Annotated in this window: 15 protein-coding genes and 1 pseudogene; 9 read left to right on the top strand and 7 right to left on the bottom strand. The window is 36.8% G+C overall.

Annotated elements, in window-relative coordinates; genetic code table 11:
* Positions 1 to 71 precede the first annotated feature (71 nt).
* Positions 72 to 839, bottom strand: a complete 768-nt coding sequence (locus IGI37_RS00080; RefSeq protein ID WP_438759377.1) for an HAD-IIB family hydrolase — start codon at positions 837 to 839, stop codon at positions 72 to 74.
* A 242-nt stretch (positions 840 to 1,081) separates the two neighbouring features.
* Positions 1,082 to 1,234 (bottom strand): hypothetical protein, encoded by a 153-nt coding sequence (locus IGI37_RS00075; RefSeq protein WP_438759376.1) that lies wholly within the window; start codon positions 1,232 to 1,234, stop codon positions 1,082 to 1,084.
* Positions 1,235 to 1,499: 265 nt separating this feature from the next.
* On the opposite strand from IGI37_RS00075, the gene IGI37_RS00070 reads away from it, so the two are divergent.
* A complete protein-coding gene (locus IGI37_RS00070; RefSeq protein ID WP_438759375.1) occupies positions 1,500 to 1,868 on the top strand; it encodes an HIT family protein in 369 nt (122 codons plus the stop codon).
* A gap of 102 nt (positions 1,869 to 1,970) precedes the next feature.
* On the opposite strand, the gene IGI37_RS00065 is transcribed toward IGI37_RS00070, so the two are convergent.
* Positions 1,971 to 2,294: an MmcQ/YjbR family DNA-binding protein gene (locus IGI37_RS00065; protein WP_438763551.1), complete on the bottom strand. Its 324-nt coding sequence runs from the start codon at positions 2,292 to 2,294 to the stop codon at positions 1,971 to 1,973.
* 360 nt (positions 2,295 to 2,654) lie between these two features.
* Here IGI37_RS00065 and rpsF point away from each other — a divergent pair, with 360 nt between their 5' ends.
* The 7 genes from rpsF to IGI37_RS00030 all read left to right on the top strand — a co-directional run bounded on the left by rpsF (position 2,655) and on the right by IGI37_RS00030 (position 10,237).
* The gene (gene rpsF / locus IGI37_RS00060; protein WP_010766809.1) at positions 2,655 to 2,954 is read left to right on the top strand and encodes a 30S ribosomal protein S6; all 300 of its coding nucleotides are present in this window, start codon (positions 2,655 to 2,657) and stop codon (positions 2,952 to 2,954) included.
* Between the two features lie 52 nt (positions 2,955 to 3,006).
* A complete protein-coding gene (gene ssb / locus IGI37_RS00055; protein WP_438759374.1) occupies positions 3,007 to 3,549 on the top strand; it encodes a single-stranded DNA-binding protein in 543 nt (180 codons plus the stop codon).
* Between the two features lie 27 nt (positions 3,550 to 3,576).
* The gene (gene rpsR / locus IGI37_RS00050) at positions 3,577 to 3,813 is read left to right on the top strand and encodes a 30S ribosomal protein S18 (protein WP_438759373.1); all 237 of its coding nucleotides are present in this window, start codon (positions 3,577 to 3,579) and stop codon (positions 3,811 to 3,813) included.
* Between the two features lie 1,816 nt (positions 3,814 to 5,629).
* Complete coding sequence (gene rplI, locus IGI37_RS00045) at positions 5,630 to 6,082, top strand: 50S ribosomal protein L9 (RefSeq protein WP_438759372.1); 453 nt, start codon at positions 5,630 to 5,632, stop codon at positions 6,080 to 6,082.
* Positions 6,083 to 6,198: 116 nt separating this feature from the next.
* Complete coding sequence (dnaB, locus tag IGI37_RS00040; protein WP_438759371.1) at positions 6,199 to 7,572, top strand: replicative DNA helicase; 1,374 nt, start codon at positions 6,199 to 6,201, stop codon at positions 7,570 to 7,572.
* Positions 7,573 to 7,940: 368 nt separating this feature from the next.
* Positions 7,941 to 9,233 (top strand): adenylosuccinate synthase, encoded by a 1,293-nt coding sequence (locus IGI37_RS00035; protein ID WP_438759369.1) that lies wholly within the window; start codon positions 7,941 to 7,943, stop codon positions 9,231 to 9,233.
* Positions 9,234 to 9,373: 140 nt separating this feature from the next.
* Positions 9,374 to 10,237, top strand: a complete 864-nt coding sequence (locus IGI37_RS00030; RefSeq protein ID WP_438759367.1) for a DegV family protein — start codon at positions 9,374 to 9,376, stop codon at positions 10,235 to 10,237.
* A gap of 164 nt (positions 10,238 to 10,401) precedes the next feature.
* Here IGI37_RS00030 and IGI37_RS00025 read toward each other — a convergent pair whose 3' ends face one another.
* Positions 10,402 to 12,024, bottom strand: coding sequence for an ABC-F family ATP-binding cassette domain-containing protein (locus IGI37_RS00025; RefSeq protein ID WP_438759366.1), 1,623 nt, complete (start codon positions 12,022 to 12,024; stop codon positions 10,402 to 10,404).
* 257 nt (positions 12,025 to 12,281) lie between these two features.
* On the opposite strand from IGI37_RS00025, the gene IGI37_RS00020 reads away from it, so the two are divergent.
* Complete coding sequence (locus IGI37_RS00020) at positions 12,282 to 13,100, top strand: ZIP family metal transporter (RefSeq protein WP_438759365.1); 819 nt, start codon at positions 12,282 to 12,284, stop codon at positions 13,098 to 13,100.
* Between the two features lie 62 nt (positions 13,101 to 13,162).
* Here IGI37_RS00020 and IGI37_RS00015 read toward each other — a convergent pair whose 3' ends face one another.
* The 3 genes and pseudogenes from IGI37_RS00015 to IGI37_RS00005 form a co-directional block, all read right to left on the bottom strand.
* A complete protein-coding gene (locus IGI37_RS00015; RefSeq protein ID WP_438759364.1) occupies positions 13,163 to 13,354 on the bottom strand; it encodes a hypothetical protein in 192 nt (63 codons plus the stop codon).
* A gap of 110 nt (positions 13,355 to 13,464) precedes the next feature.
* Positions 13,465 to 13,666, bottom strand: a pseudogene (locus IGI37_RS00010) (type II toxin-antitoxin system RelE/ParE family toxin); the annotation flags it as partial.
* Positions 13,667 to 13,683: 17 nt separating this feature from the next.
* Positions 13,684 to 14,028 (bottom strand): AbrB family transcriptional regulator, encoded by a 345-nt coding sequence (locus IGI37_RS00005; RefSeq protein WP_438759363.1) that lies wholly within the window; start codon positions 14,026 to 14,028, stop codon positions 13,684 to 13,686.
* Positions 14,029 to 14,237 lie beyond the last annotated feature (209 nt).

The following is a 14,237-nucleotide window of genomic DNA, read 5'->3' as shown; positions in this document are numbered from 1 at the left end:
ATGCTTTTTTATAGACTATTATGGTATACAGCAGATGTCCGTTATCTCTTATTTCTAATGCATATTAATTATTAATTATTGAACAAATGCAACAAAGTTTTATCTACTTTTGTAATTACTTTATCAGAAGCTGCGACTAACTTTGAATTTTCTGAGCCAACAGCGATGCCATAGCCAGATGATTTAAGCATATCAATATCGTTTGATCCATCACCGATTGCTACACATTCATGAGGAGCAATTTGATAATATTCCAGAGCTTTTAAGATACCAGTGACTTTTGTAACTTCCTTGTCCAGTATGCTGATAATTGTTGGATGCCAGCGAGAAAGGAATTGGTTTGGAAAGGACTCTTTTAATTTTGTATCCACCGTGTCAGGGCAAAAGTCGCACAGTAAATAAATTTCTGATTTAAGAGGTGAGTTGAAAGTTTTTAAAGAGCCTGGAGTGAGATTCATCGATTGTTTTAAACCACGTTCTAAGTCCTTATTATAGAAACCATTTGAATAAAGCTCGTCAGTATAAATAGTACCAGGTAATTGATTCTCAGTACAAAATAGAGTGAACGCTTCAATTGTTTGTTCAGCTAGAGCTGTTGAATGCATAGAACCGAACGCGTTTTGAACCAAAGAACCGTTTGCACTTACGATACAGTCAACCAATTGTTCATCTAGTAGATAGTGACAATGATTATGTGGTCGACCAGTTGCTAGAATGACAAGTACATTATTTTTTCTCAAATGAGTGAGAAGAGCCTCAATTTCAGGAGATATTCTTTGTTCGTTTTCGAATTTGATCGTACCATCGTAATAAAAAATTATTGCTCTATATCTCTTCAAAAAGCCACCTTCTTTACTATATAGTAGTGATGATAATGTAAATCATACCATACATGTAGGGCGGTTTTTGTAGTGCCAGGCTAACTTATAAAATAAAAAAAATCTGTTAATCGCTGGGGCGATTGGACGACAGTTGATTTTCGTTTATTGCAGTAAATGAAGAGAAAAAATTAGTCTAAATAACACCAAAACGAGTAGTCGTTCGTGAGTGCTGTCCTATAATTAGGGAGACTCATGTTTGACTACTCGTTTATTTTTTTTACTCGGCCACCGATTTTAAAAGCAATGCGTTCAGCAGTTTCTTTAGATTTGAATAATTTAATATTTGTTTTATCTCGCGTGCGTCGTTTTCCATCTGCAGAGAGATAGCCGTGGAAAATTTTGATTGCGTACAAGCTGTTCACCTCCATGAATTGATAATAGTATAATAAATAGAACGCTTACAATCAAGTTTTACAGTCCATATTTTAAAAAAATTTTTTGATTTTTGAAATAACATGCAGCTGTTGGTATTTATCATACGGTTAAAGAGTTAACTCCTATCAAAATAACTTTTAAATGTAGAAGACCGACTATGCTAGAATGAAAAGGAAGTTTGACTTAAATAGACCACTATAAACAGTGAAAATAATTTTTTTAAATGTGGGGAGGAACGATAAGATGGAAGAGTGTATATTTTGTAATAAGAATGAGGGCATTGTCCTTGAAAATAAAACATGTGTAGCCTTTTTTGACAATCATCCAGTCGCTCAGGGGCACGTGCTGATTATACCTAGGGAACACAAAGTAGATTATTTCGAGCTTTTGGCAGAAGAAATAAAAGATATGAATGAATTGCTTCATACAGCGAAGGAATTTCTCGATGCAAAATATTTACCAGATGGTTATAATATAGGTTTAAATTGTGGTGAAGTAGCTGGACAGTCGGTTTTCCATTGTCATTGTCATATTATTCCACGTTACAAAAATGATACCCCATCTCCCAAAGGCGGTGTTCGAGGTGTAATTCCAGAGCGAATGGCCTATTAATTTTTGTAGCGTTTGTTTGTAGGGAGTAAATGATAGCAGCGAGATGATAGACCTAAAAATCAGGGGCTCAAATTCTGTTCTTTTCTGATGAAAATTCTAGGCCTAACGTGTTAACAGATAACTTTCCTCAATCCACTGTTCAAGCTCCTCTTGATAGACATCGGCTAAAGAAATAGAAATCCAATGCTCTTTATTCATGTGGTAAGCAGGAAAATACCCTTCTTTTCCCTGTAGAAGAGTGATTAACTCAGGATTTAGTTTTAAACCAATAATATCGATCTTCTCGGGTCCATCTAATCCAAGCTTCTCTTTAGATGTATCAGTGATAATTGCAAACCATTTTTTATTGCGCAAATGTTTAAAAACAGCATAAGTGGGAAATTTTTTGAACGTATACTCCGGTTGAACATTGTAACGAGTAAAAATATGGTCAATAACTTCATCACGTGTGATAGTAGATCACCTCTTATTAATCTATTTTCTACAATGATAGCACAATAAGTGGGAAAATTATCTAGGATAAGAACGAAAAGAAAAATTATTTAACAAAATAATAGAAAGTAATGGCGTATCTAAATAGTGAGGAGGATAAAAAAACTTCCTTCTATCAAAAATTAGAAATACCGTTGCTATGATGAAAAAGTAAGAAAGCAGGATTAATTTTGTTGAAACCATTGATTTCATAGGGATAAAGGTGTATAATTTATTCTTGTGAGCAGTTTTAAAAACTGTTCTCCTTGCTCTTGTAAAAACAAGGGCCTAAAGTCCATAGGGAGGTGAAAATCAATGGAAAATACGAAATATGAAGTTATGTACATTATTCGTCCAAACATTGATGAAGAAGCAAAAGCCGCTTTAGTTGAACGTTTTGACTCAATTTTGAAAGATAACGGAGCAGAAGTTATTGAATCAAAAGATTGGGAAAAACGCCGTCTAGCGTATGAAATTAACGGTTACCGTGAAGGAATCTATCACATCGTAAAAGTTTCTTCTCCATCAAGTGCAGATGCAATCAATGAATTTGACCGTCTTGCAAAAATCAATGACGATATTATCCGTCACATGATTGTTAAAGAAGAAGCGTAACAAAACTATTGTTTCACGTGAAACAATGAATCGATGAGAGGAGATGACGAATTTGATTAATAATGTTGTATTGGTAGGAAGATTAACCAAAGATCCTGACTTGCGTTATACCGCTAGTGGGACGGCTGTTGCGACATTTACTTTGGCTGTAAATCGTAATTTTACAAATCAAAGTGGAAATCGTGAGGCAGACTTTATTAACTGTGTGATTTGGAGAAAATCTGCTGAAACAATGGCAAATTATGCACGTAAAGGAACTCTTTTAGGTGTAACTGGACGGATTCAAACACGTTCATACGACAATCAACAGGGTCAAAAAGTTTATGTGACAGAAGTCATAGCTGAGAACTTCCAATTATTGGAATCTCGTTCAACTTCAGAACAACGCCAACAAGATGGTGGAAGTAGTTTTGAAAATCGTGCAGAATCTACATCTACACCAAATCAATTTGCTAGTTCTAGTCAAGGACAAAACAATTTTAATCAACAACCAGCTCAATCATCTACTAACGGTATGCCTGATTTCAATAGAGAAAGCGATCCATTTGGGTCAAGCAACACTATTGATATTTCAGACGATGATTTACCATTCTAAAGAATTTTTGATAGGAGGGAAATAAGGATGGCACAACAAAGAAGAGGCGGGCGTAAACGTCGTAAAGTTGACTATATCGCTGCTAACCATATTGAACACATCGATTATAAAGATGTTGAATTATTGAAGAGATTTATCTCAGAACGTGGAAAAATTTTGCCACGTCGTGTAACTGGTACTGGTGCGAAAAACCAACGTAAAATTACGATTGCAATCAAACGCGCGCGTATCATGGGTCTTCTACCTTTCGTAGGCGAAGAATAAAAATAACTTTTAGAAGTAGGCTGAATCCTTTTGGGTTTAGTCTGCTTTTTTGTTGTAGATTTAAAGACCGTTTGTGGCTAGCTAGTGAGAATTTAATAGTTGAAAAATGAATGGCTACATGTTCAATTTCCAGTTTTTTTGTCAGATGATTATTGATTAACTCGTTCATTAAAAGTATTGAATAGAAATGGGACGGGGCTTGGGACATAACTTTTGAAGTTATGTCCCAAGCTCCTCTTTTTATCCGAATAAACGGTGGGTACAGAAGCAACTCCATCTGCACGTTGTTCCGCTCTCAACAACTTCTACGCATGAGACATGCTAGAGTTGAAGGTCTGCACTACGTAAAAACCATACTCCGATCTCATCAATCTCTAAAGGTGAAACACCTTAAGAATTGAAGGACGTTGTTCCGCTCTCAACAACTTCTACGCATGGGACATGCTAGAGTTGAAGGTTCGGAAATAAGCTGAAATTGCTGTGAAACACTATTTACAAAGTAAATAGATGTAGAACAGTACCTACCTGGTCACAAAAATTTGAAGAGCACCATGTAGGAATCAATCAACATCGAAAGAAAGTCTTTCGTGTTTCTTGTCATTTCCGTGAATTCCTTCTTATTGCTGTAAAACACAACGAAGCATGAGTTGATGTTGCGCAGTACCTACTCGGTGCTGTAAAACACAACGAAGTATGAGTTGATGTTGCACAGTACCTACCCGGTTCTCGGAGTTAAACACTTCTGTCCCAACCTCATATCAAAACCATAATTTTCTTATCTTTATTTTTTTGATACAATGAGTTATAGCATACCGTGCTTATTTTTTAGAGGAGGGAGAGTAGAAATTTTTTGAAACGTTTACTAAGAGAGTATAAAAATACCAAGCAGTCTACTGATGACTTTCTTAGCTGGTTTTTAATCAGGAAGCTTAGTTTGAGTGGGAAAATTGGTATAATTTTCATTTTTTGGTTAGTATGGTTAAAGTTCGCTTTTAATTTAGTTTTTATGATTTCTTTTTTTAAGTTTATGTGTGTATCTTTTATACTCTATTATAGCTTCCTTCTTTTAATGAAGTTGTTTATTTCTATTAAGAACAGACAATAAAAAAATTTAGTATTTGATCCCTTCTTACATGTGCTAAATAAAATTTATTGAGTGGAGACATCATTATTTTATATCTAGTTATAAGCTTGCTTATCTATAGTGAAATGAAATTTTTTTATGAGTAGCTGATACCGTTAAGAAAATCCTACAAGTTATCTGTTAGACAACAGGGATGGATTATCGTTTTTTGAATTAAAGGAAATAAATATGCAACAAGACTTATTAGTTTAGTATTCTTAATGACTATCAATTTAGTTTCATATGTAGAAAGAAGTGAAGACTAATCCTAGATGAGTATGTTCTTAATAATGTTTCACGTGAAACATTATTGAGAAACAAAATAAAGCGAGTCCCTATTAAGTCAAACTCAGTTGGTGAGGAATCAACCTCTGTTATAGTCAAAGTTAAAGCTAAGAAACTAGTTAACCAATTTTTGTCTGTTAAAAAATAAGAGCAAGCATCATGCCAAAACAAGAACGTACGTTCTTGTTTTGGCGTGGCATTTACGATGATAAGAGAAGAAAACTTGTGAACACTCGTATTCTTTAGTACAATAAAAAGGTAGACTTTAAGTTATGGGTTCCGATTTGTTTGAACTTGAGTCATGTAACTTAAGTAAGTTTTTAACTCAAAGAATCATTTATAGAGTGGTGTGCGGAGTTATTGGAAGGCAGCTAGACTCTATAAATCTGAACGAAGGAGAGTATGTATATGAAAGTAATCTTTTTACAAGATGTTAAGGGAAAAGGTAAAAAAGGGGACGTAAAGGAAGTCCCAACAGGTTATGCACAAAACTTCTTATTAAAAAATAACTTAGCTAAAGAAGCGAATAAAGGTAGCATTAGTGAGTTAGAGGGCAAGAAAAAGGCGCAACAAAAACTCGATGAAGAAGTTTTACAAGAAGCCAAGGATTTGAAGACTTTCTTAGAAAAAGAAGAGACAGTTGTGGAATTAAAAGCCAAAGCTGGTGAGGATGACCGTTTATTTGGTTCAATTCCGTCGAAACAAATCGCAGAAGGTTTGAACAAACAATATAAAATTAAGCTTGATAAGAGAAAAATCGAGTTGGAAAACCCAATTCGGACATTAGGTTTTACAAAAGTTCCTGTGAAGTTGCATACAGAAGTGACTGCAACGATTAAAGTCCACGTAGTAGCTGAATAGGAATCTTATTCTCTGCAGGAAAGAGTCTGGGACATTTGAAATTATGTTCCGGGCTCTTATTGTGCTTTACAATAATTTCTTGTAAAATAGATAGACTGACAAAAGGAGCGATAGATATGAATGAAGTTTGGCAAGATCGTGTTCCGCCTCAAAATATCGAAGCAGAACAGGCAGTTTTAGGGTCAATATTCCTTGATGCTGAAACGATTATTGACGCAATGGAATATATTGAGCCAAAAGATTTTTATCGGCGGAGTCATCAAATAATCTTCCAGACTATGATTGCGTTGAATGATCGAAATGAAGCGATTGACGTAATTACTGTAAAATCACGTCTAGAGCAAGAGAATTTATTAGAGGATGTTGGAAGCTTAAGTTATCTTTCTGATTTGGCTACGGCAGTGCCGACAGCCGCGAATATTACGTATTACGCAAAGATTGTTGAAGAGAATTCGTTATTAAGAAATCTGATTCAAACTGCTACTGGAATTGTGACTAAGGGTTTTGAGCAAGGAGAAGATGTTCAAACTATCTTGGATGATGCGGAGAAAAGCATTTTAGAAGTCTCTGAAAAGAGAAATCGAAGTGGATTCCTTTCCATTGCAGAGGTTTTGAATACGACGATTGAAAATATCGATCAGCTGTCAAAAAACAATGAAGAAATCACTGGGCTACCTACAGGATATCAAGCGTTAGATAAGATGACAGCAGGCTTGCAAGCGGAAGAGCTGATTATCTTAGCCGCGCGTCCAGCGGTAGGGAAAACGGCTTTTGCGTTAAATATTGCCCAGAATGTTGGAACGAAGACGGATCGTTCAGTGGCGATCTTTAGTTTGGAAATGGGTGCTGAGTCTCTCGTGAATCGGATGTTGTGCGCAGAGGGTTCAATTGAAGCGAGTCATCTGAGAACAGGGCAACTTTCAGAAGAAGAATGGTCGAGTTTGATTGTGGCAATGGGGAGTCTGTCTAAAGCCAATATCTATATAGATGATACACCAGGTATCAAAATTTCTGAGATTCGTGCGAAGTGTCGGAAACTTGCCCAAGAAAGAGGAAATCTGGGGTTGATTTTGATTGATTACTTGCAGCTAATTGAAGGAACTGGCCGTGAAAATCGCCAACAAGAGGTTTCTGAAATTTCCCGACAGTTGAAGAAGCTAGCTAAAGAGTTAAAAGTTCCTGTTATCGCCTTATCACAGCTTTCTCGTGGTGTTGAACAACGTCAGGATAAACGTCCTGTACTGAGTGATATTCGTGAATCAGGATCAATTGAGCAGGATGCGGATATTGTTGCTTTCTTATATCGTGATGATTATTACGATAGAGAGGGTGGCGAAGATGGAGATGGCGGAGAACCACAACAACCGGATAACATTGTTGAGGTTATTATTGAAAAAAACCGGAGTGGTGCACGTGGGACAGTAGAGCTGTTGTTCATAAAAGAGTTCAACAAGTTTTCTTCGATGTCCCCGAGAACCGATTCTTATTAATCTAAATAATCAGTCGTGCATAGAAAGGCCTTGTTGTCTTTTCTATGCACGATTTTTTTGATTCGCAACAGGGCTTGTGCGGTGTTTAAATGAAGGCTAAAAAAATTTTCTCAAGGGAGTGTTCTAAGTTTGTTTCAGCTGGCGACTTAAGTTTTAAGGAAGTACGTCAAAAACCGGGATGAAATGAAACAGGAGCAACTAAAATAGAATGAATTCAAATCGGAATAAGTTTGAATAAAACAAAATAATGTTCGTGTTTTACTGGAAAAACAAAATATATTTTCAATAATATTCGAATTTTATTGAAATGTATCGGGTTTCTTGATACAATTATTCAGTATTGAAAAAATAGAAAATGAGGTGCTTGAATGTCATCTGTAGTAGTTGTAGGAACTCAATGGGGCGATGAAGGAAAAGGAAAAATCACTGACTTTTTAAGTGAAAATGCTGAGGTCATTGCTCGCTATCAAGGCGGAGACAACGCAGGGCATACGATTAAGTTTGATGGTGTGACGTACAAATTACACTTGATTCCTTCAGGGATTTTTTATAAGGAAAAAATAAGTGTGATTGGGAACGGTGTGGTTGTTAATCCTAAATCATTAGTGAAAGAGTTGGCTTATTTAAAAGAACACAATGTAGACACAGATAATTTGCGTATCTCTGATCGTGCGCATGTCATTTTGCCTTATCATATCAAATTGGATCAATTGCAAGAAGATGCTAAAGGCGAAAATAAAATTGGAACCACCATTAAAGGGATTGGACCAGCTTATATGGATAAAGCGGCGCGTGTCGGTATTCGTGTGGCAGACTTATTAGATAAAGAAATATTTGAAGAGCGTTTGAAGATTAATTTGGAAGAAAAGAATCGTCAATTTGTCAAAATGTTTGACGATGTTGCTATGAGCTTTGATGATATTTTTGAAGAGTATTACGAGTATGGGCAACAAATTAAACAATACGTTACTGATACATCAGTCATCTTAAACGATGCGCTAGATGCAGGGAAACGTGTCCTATTTGAAGGGGCGCAAGGCGTTATGTTGGATATTGACCAAGGAACATATCCATTTGTGACTTCTTCAAATCCTGTTGCTGGTGGGGTAACAATCGGTAGCGGTGTGGGTCCTTCAAAAATTAATAAAGTAGTCGGCGTTTGTAAAGCGTATACGTCACGCGTAGGGGATGGGCCATTTCCTACAGAACTATTTGATGAAACGGGTGAACAAATCCGAAAAATTGGTAAAGAGTACGGAACAACAACAGGACGTCCACGTCGTGTGGGTTGGTTTGATACGGTTGTGATGCGTCATTCAAAACGCGTTTCAGGAATTACCAACCTTTCATTAAATTCGATTGACGTGTTAAGTGGGTTAGAAACGGTTAAGATTTGTACAGCTTATGAGCTAGATGGAGAGTTAATCTATCATTATCCAGCAAGCTTAAAAGAATTAAATCGTTGTAAGCCAGTTTATGAGGAATTACCAGGGTGGTCAGAAGATATTACTGGATGTAAAACTCTTGCTGAGCTACCTGAAAATGCTCGTAACTATGTACGTCGTGTCTCAGAGCTTGTAGGCGTGCGTATTTCGACGTTCTCAGTGGGACCGGATAGAAATCAAACAAACATCTTAGAAAGTGTTTGGGCGCAAATTTAGGCTGATTTTTGAAGAGTTGAAAAACTTAGATAATTCAGTGAATTTGATTGAAAAATGCTGAGAAGATCAAAATTCTTCTCAGCATTTTTTTATCGGTAGTGGTAAAATGTAGAAAAGATGAGTGAGGAGGAGACCGATAGATGTATCAAATTATTACAGACTCCTGTTGTGACCTACCCTATGAGGTCCTGGAAAAGCATGATGTTGCCTTTATACCCATGTTTATTAACCTTGAAGGAAAAGAATATGTTGATGATTTAGGTAAAACATTTGACCAAGAGAGCTTTTTAGAAAAAATTCAAAATGGTGCATTGCCATCCACGAGTCAAGTCAATGTCGGCCGTTACCTAGAATATTTTAAGGATTATGTTGATAAAAAAATTCCTCTTTTATATGTGGCTTTTTCTTCTGGCTTGAGTGGTTCATACAATAGTGCTTGCCAAGCGGTTGAAATGCTGAGAGAAGAATACGATGAGGTTCAGATTCAAATCGTTGATTCAAAAGCGGCGAGTTTGGGTGAAGGAGTCTTGGTTTTAGAAGCCGCTCGTTTACGCCAAGAAGGCACTTCATTAGAGGAAGCAGTGAGCTGGCTAGAAGAGAATAAAAGCAAGGTTCATTCGTGGGTTACCGTCAATGACTTGAAGCATTTAGAAAGAGGAGGGAGAATTTCTAAAACGGCTGCGGCTTTGGGTGGGTTGTTAAATGTCAAACCAATCATCAATGTTAGTCCAGAAGGGAAACTAGAGAATGTCGACAAGGTTCGGGGCAGAAACCGCGCGCTTAAAACGGTCGTTGATGAAACGATGAAAACAATTGTGGCACCGCTGTCTCAAACAATCTATATTGCCTATGCGGGTGATATAGAAGCCGCAGAAAAGGTCAAAGAACAGTTGCTTGAAACCAAAAATGTCGAGTCGGTGGTTTGTTACCCACTAGGTCCGACGATTACGAGTCATACAGGTTATGGGTGTATTGCTGTATTTTCAATGGGGACTACACGATAATAAACAGCTATCTAGGCTAAACAGGCATCAAACTATCTGTTTATCTCATAATAAAAAGAAGCTTTACCTTAGTTTTTACGCTAGGTGAAGCTTCTTTTTATTTACGAAAAGTTTTCACGCAGAACCGTCTGTGAACACTTCTCAATTTTTAAAAGTTAATGATTTTAGGCGAATAAGACAGCCATTCGTTCCTTAACCTCAGGATTTTCTAAGAACTCGTCGTAAGTTGTTTCTGCACGATCGACAACCCCTTTATCAGAAACAGCAATGATGCGGTTTGCTAGGGTTTGGATAAACTGATGATCGTGTGAAGCAAATAAGAGAGAACCACTGAAAGCCATCAAACCATCATTTAAGGCTGTGATTGATTCTAAGTCCAAGTGATTAGTTGGATCGTCAAGCACTAAGACATTTGACTTAGAAAGCATTAATTTAGAAAGCATACAACGGACTTTTTCGCCCCCTGAAAGCACGTTTACAGGTTTTAGAACCTCTTCTCCAGAGAAGAGCATCCGGCCTAAGAAGCTACGTAAGAAGGTATTATCGTCCTCTTCTTTGCTGGCATATTGACGAAGCCAATCCAAAATAGTTAACTCATTATCAAACTCACGTGAATTATCTTTTGGTAAATAAGATTGTGTAGTTGTCACGCCCCAACGAACAGAACCAGTATCAGGAGTGATTTCTCCCATAATGACTTTAAATAGTGTGGTTGTGGTAATATCATTATTTGCGACAAAGGCCACTTTATCATCTTTACCTAGAGTGAAAGAAATATTATCCAAAATTTTCTTTCCATCAATCGTGACACTAACATTTTCTAGTTGAAGTAAGTCATTGCCGATTTCACGTTCTGGTTTAAAGCCAACAAATGGATAACGACGTGAAGAAGGTTGGATGTCATCTAGGGTGATTTTATCCAACATTTTTTTACGAGAAGTTGCTTGTTTTGATTTAGAGGCATTCGCACTAAATCGAGCAATAAAGTCTTGTAATTCTTTGATTTGTTCTTCTTTTTTGGCATTAGAGTTTGCTTGTAGTTTGGCAGCTAGTTGGCTAGATTCTAACCAGAAATCATAGTTGCCGACAAAAAGTTTGATTTTTCCGAAATCTAAATCGGCCATATGTGTACAAACTTTGTTTAAGAAGTGACGGTCATGGGAAACAACAATCACAGTATTTTCAAAGTTAATCAAAAATTCTTCTAACCAATTAATCGATTGAATATCTAGTCCATTAGTAGGCTCATCCAAAAGTAATACATCAGGCTTACCAAAAAGAGTTTGAGCTAGTAAGACTTTCACTTTTTGACCAGCTGTTAGTTCACTCATTGTTTGATGATGGAATTCTTCAGGGATATTTAACCCTTGTAAAAGAACAGCAGCTTCAGGTTCTGCTTCCCATCCATCTAATTCAGCAAATTCGCCTTCTAATTCAGCAGCACGAATGCCATCTTCATCAGAAAAATCTTCCTTCATATAAACAGCATCTTTTTCTTTCATGACTTCATACAGGCGTTTGTGTCCCATAATAACCGTTTCTAATACGGTATATTCTTCATAATCAAAATGATTTTGTTTTAATACAGCCATGCGTTCATCTGGGCCCAAAGCCACAGTTCCAGTCGTAGGTGCTAAGTCACCAGACAAAATTTTTAAAAAGGTAGATTTTCCAGCCCCGTTTGCTCCAATCAGGCCGTAACAGTTACCAGGAGTGAATTTAATATTTACATCGTCGAACAGCTTACGGTCTGAAAAGTTCAAACTGACATCATTTACAGTAATCAATGGTTTTCCTCACTTTAATCAATATTGACTCTAGGTCTCTTTGCATTATATCGGTGAAACGTGAAAGTTTCAAGGTAACTCTGATTTTTTCCTGTAAAAAAGGTGAAAAAACTAGTTTAGAAAGTTTCACGTGAAACGTTTTCGAAAAGGTTAGGTATAAAGTTTTTTTAGGTTGACCGAAAAATAGTGGTCTTCCCTATAAAGTTATGCTAAAGTAAAAGTAGAGAATAGGAAAAATGAAGGAAGGAGATTTTTGGATGATTGATTGGTTATTGGATATGGCTCCTTGGCAACAGGCTTTAGTGGGGACGGGTTTTACTTATTTTATGACGGCGTTAGGGGCTGCTTTAGTGTTTTTCTTTAAAGAGATAAAAAAAGAAGCCTTAAATTTAATGTTAGGTTTTGCCTCAGGAGTGATGATTGCAGCCAGCTTCTGGTCACTGTTAGATCCGGCGATTGAGAAAGCGACAGAAAATGGAGATATTGCCTGGTTAGTGGTAAGCATCGGTTTTGGTTTAGGTGGACTGTTCCTGTATATATCGGATAAAACACTGCCGCATATGCATTTTGGCCCGAATAAAGAAAAAGAAGGGATACCTAGCCATTTAAAACGGACGATTTTATTAGTCTTTTCTATTACCTTACATAACATTCCAGAGGGCTTAGCTGTCGGAGTTGCTTTTGGAGCAGCAGCTAATTCAGGGAATCCAACAGCTGCCGTTTTAGCCGCTATTTCAGTTGCTTTGGGGATTGGTATCCAAAACTTTCCAGAAGGAGCTGCTGTTTCGATTCCTTTACGGCAAGAAGGGCTGAGTCGTTGGAAAGCTTTTTTATACGGACAGGCTTCAGGAATTGTTGAACCAATAGCAGGAGTAGTTGGTGCGTTGCTAGTTACAAGGGTTAGCTTATTGTTACCCTATGCTTTGGCCTTTGCAGCTGGTGCGATGATCTATGTTGTGGTCGAAGAACTCATCCCAGAGGCCCAACAAACGCTATCCAGTAAACGTCATTTTGCAGTCTTTGGTGTCATGTTAGGTTTTATTATTATGATGGTTTTGGATGTCGCTTTGGGATAGGTTGACTGGAAACTTTACTATTACTGAAAAAGACAGAAGAGATAAAACGCCAGCGTGCCGTTTTATCTCTTCTGTTTTTTTCTTTCGCGTTCGTATCTTTGTTGTTCTTGCTCTTTGGCACTCAGGTAGGCATTACTATTTCGTCCTAGTGTGCCGCCACTCGTATTGGAGTACGGAAGATTTCTCGTAAGGGCTACAAGCACGTCTATCACTTTTATCAGTCGAGTCAAAAATGCATTGGGGCGTTTGTTCATGGGAATAACCTCCTTGTAAGTCTAGAATTATTTTTTAGTATGTGCTAAGTGATTGGCTTTTTAACTAAGTGTTCTAATTCACATGACAATAATTTCGGCTCACTCTTCATTTATAATTTTTTTAATTGTTCATAAAAATTTTCATGTTGGCCACATAATAAAATAGGGACAAGCTGATTATTTCTAATTTTATAAGCTACTCTATAGGTTGTTCTGGCATAGGTAAATCCCATAGACTCCTGATAGGTCTCCTATTTTTTGTTCGCCACTATAAGGATTTGAAGCAATATCGTCATAGATAATGGTTAGAAAATTTGTTCACTACATGTTTAGATAGAATCAGCTCTTAAGCCAATCTCTTTTGACATCTCCTCTTTAGTCATCACTTTCGAATTTGTAACGGTATCTTCAGCAATCGATTTAAATGAAGAAAGTAGCTTTCTTTTACGAGCTTTAAATTCAGATAGTAGGTCATCATAAGAATAACCCTCACTAATAAGGTCAGTCAAAATGTCTTCGCTAAAATCATAAAATTCGTTTACGGGTTCAATAAATTCATAGAAAATACCATTTTCGACAAGTTTAGCTTGTACCTCAACACCCTTTGGAATATTGAAATCTTTTAGGACCGTCAGCATAATTGAATTTCCTTGTTTTCTTGTTTTAGTAATCATAGAGTTATCCTCAGTTCTCTATATTTGTAATTACTTAGTAAGAACATTGTATCATATTATTGAGCATGGGACATGCTAGAGTTGAAGGTTCGAAAAATAAGCTGAAATTGCTGTGAAACACTATTTACAAAGTAAATAGATGTAGAACAGTACCTAACCGGTGCTGTGAAACACTATTTACAAAGTAAATAGATGTAGAACAGTACCTA

It is taken from the genome of Enterococcus sp. AZ194, from assembly GCF_051713825.1.
In the GTDB taxonomy this organism is placed as follows: domain Bacteria; phylum Bacillota; class Bacilli; order Lactobacillales; family Enterococcaceae; genus Enterococcus_K.
This window is presented reverse-complemented; position numbering and strand designations above follow the sequence as displayed.

What these genes read in the sequence shown, in the direction of transcription:
- IGI37_RS00070 (WP_438759375.1), top strand. Translation starts at nt 1,500, where the DNA reads ATGGAAGAGTGTATATTTTGTAATAAGAATGAGGGCATTGTCCTTGAA.
- rpsF (WP_010766809.1), top strand. Translation starts at nt 2,655, where the DNA reads ATGGAAAATACGAAATATGAAGTTATGTACATTATTCGTCCAAACATT.
- rpsR (WP_438759373.1), top strand. Translation starts at nt 3,577, where the DNA reads ATGGCACAACAAAGAAGAGGCGGGCGTAAACGTCGTAAAGTTGACTAT.
- rplI (WP_438759372.1), top strand. Translation starts at nt 5,630, where the DNA reads ATGAAAGTAATCTTTTTACAAGATGTTAAGGGAAAAGGTAAAAAAGGG.
- dnaB (WP_438759371.1), top strand. Translation starts at nt 6,199, where the DNA reads ATGAATGAAGTTTGGCAAGATCGTGTTCCGCCTCAAAATATCGAAGCA.
- IGI37_RS00035 (WP_438759369.1), top strand. Translation starts at nt 7,941, where the DNA reads ATGTCATCTGTAGTAGTTGTAGGAACTCAATGGGGCGATGAAGGAAAA.
- IGI37_RS00030 (WP_438759367.1), top strand. Translation starts at nt 9,374, where the DNA reads ATGTATCAAATTATTACAGACTCCTGTTGTGACCTACCCTATGAGGTC.
- IGI37_RS00020 (WP_438759365.1), top strand. Translation starts at nt 12,282, where the DNA reads ATGATTGATTGGTTATTGGATATGGCTCCTTGGCAACAGGCTTTAGTG.
- IGI37_RS00015 (WP_438759364.1), bottom strand. Translation starts at nt 13,354, where the DNA reads ATGAACAAACGCCCCAATGCATTTTTGACTCGACTGATAAAAGTGATA.
- IGI37_RS00005 (WP_438759363.1), bottom strand. Translation starts at nt 14,028, where the DNA reads ATGATTACTAAAACAAGAAAACAAGGAAATTCAATTATGCTGACGGTC.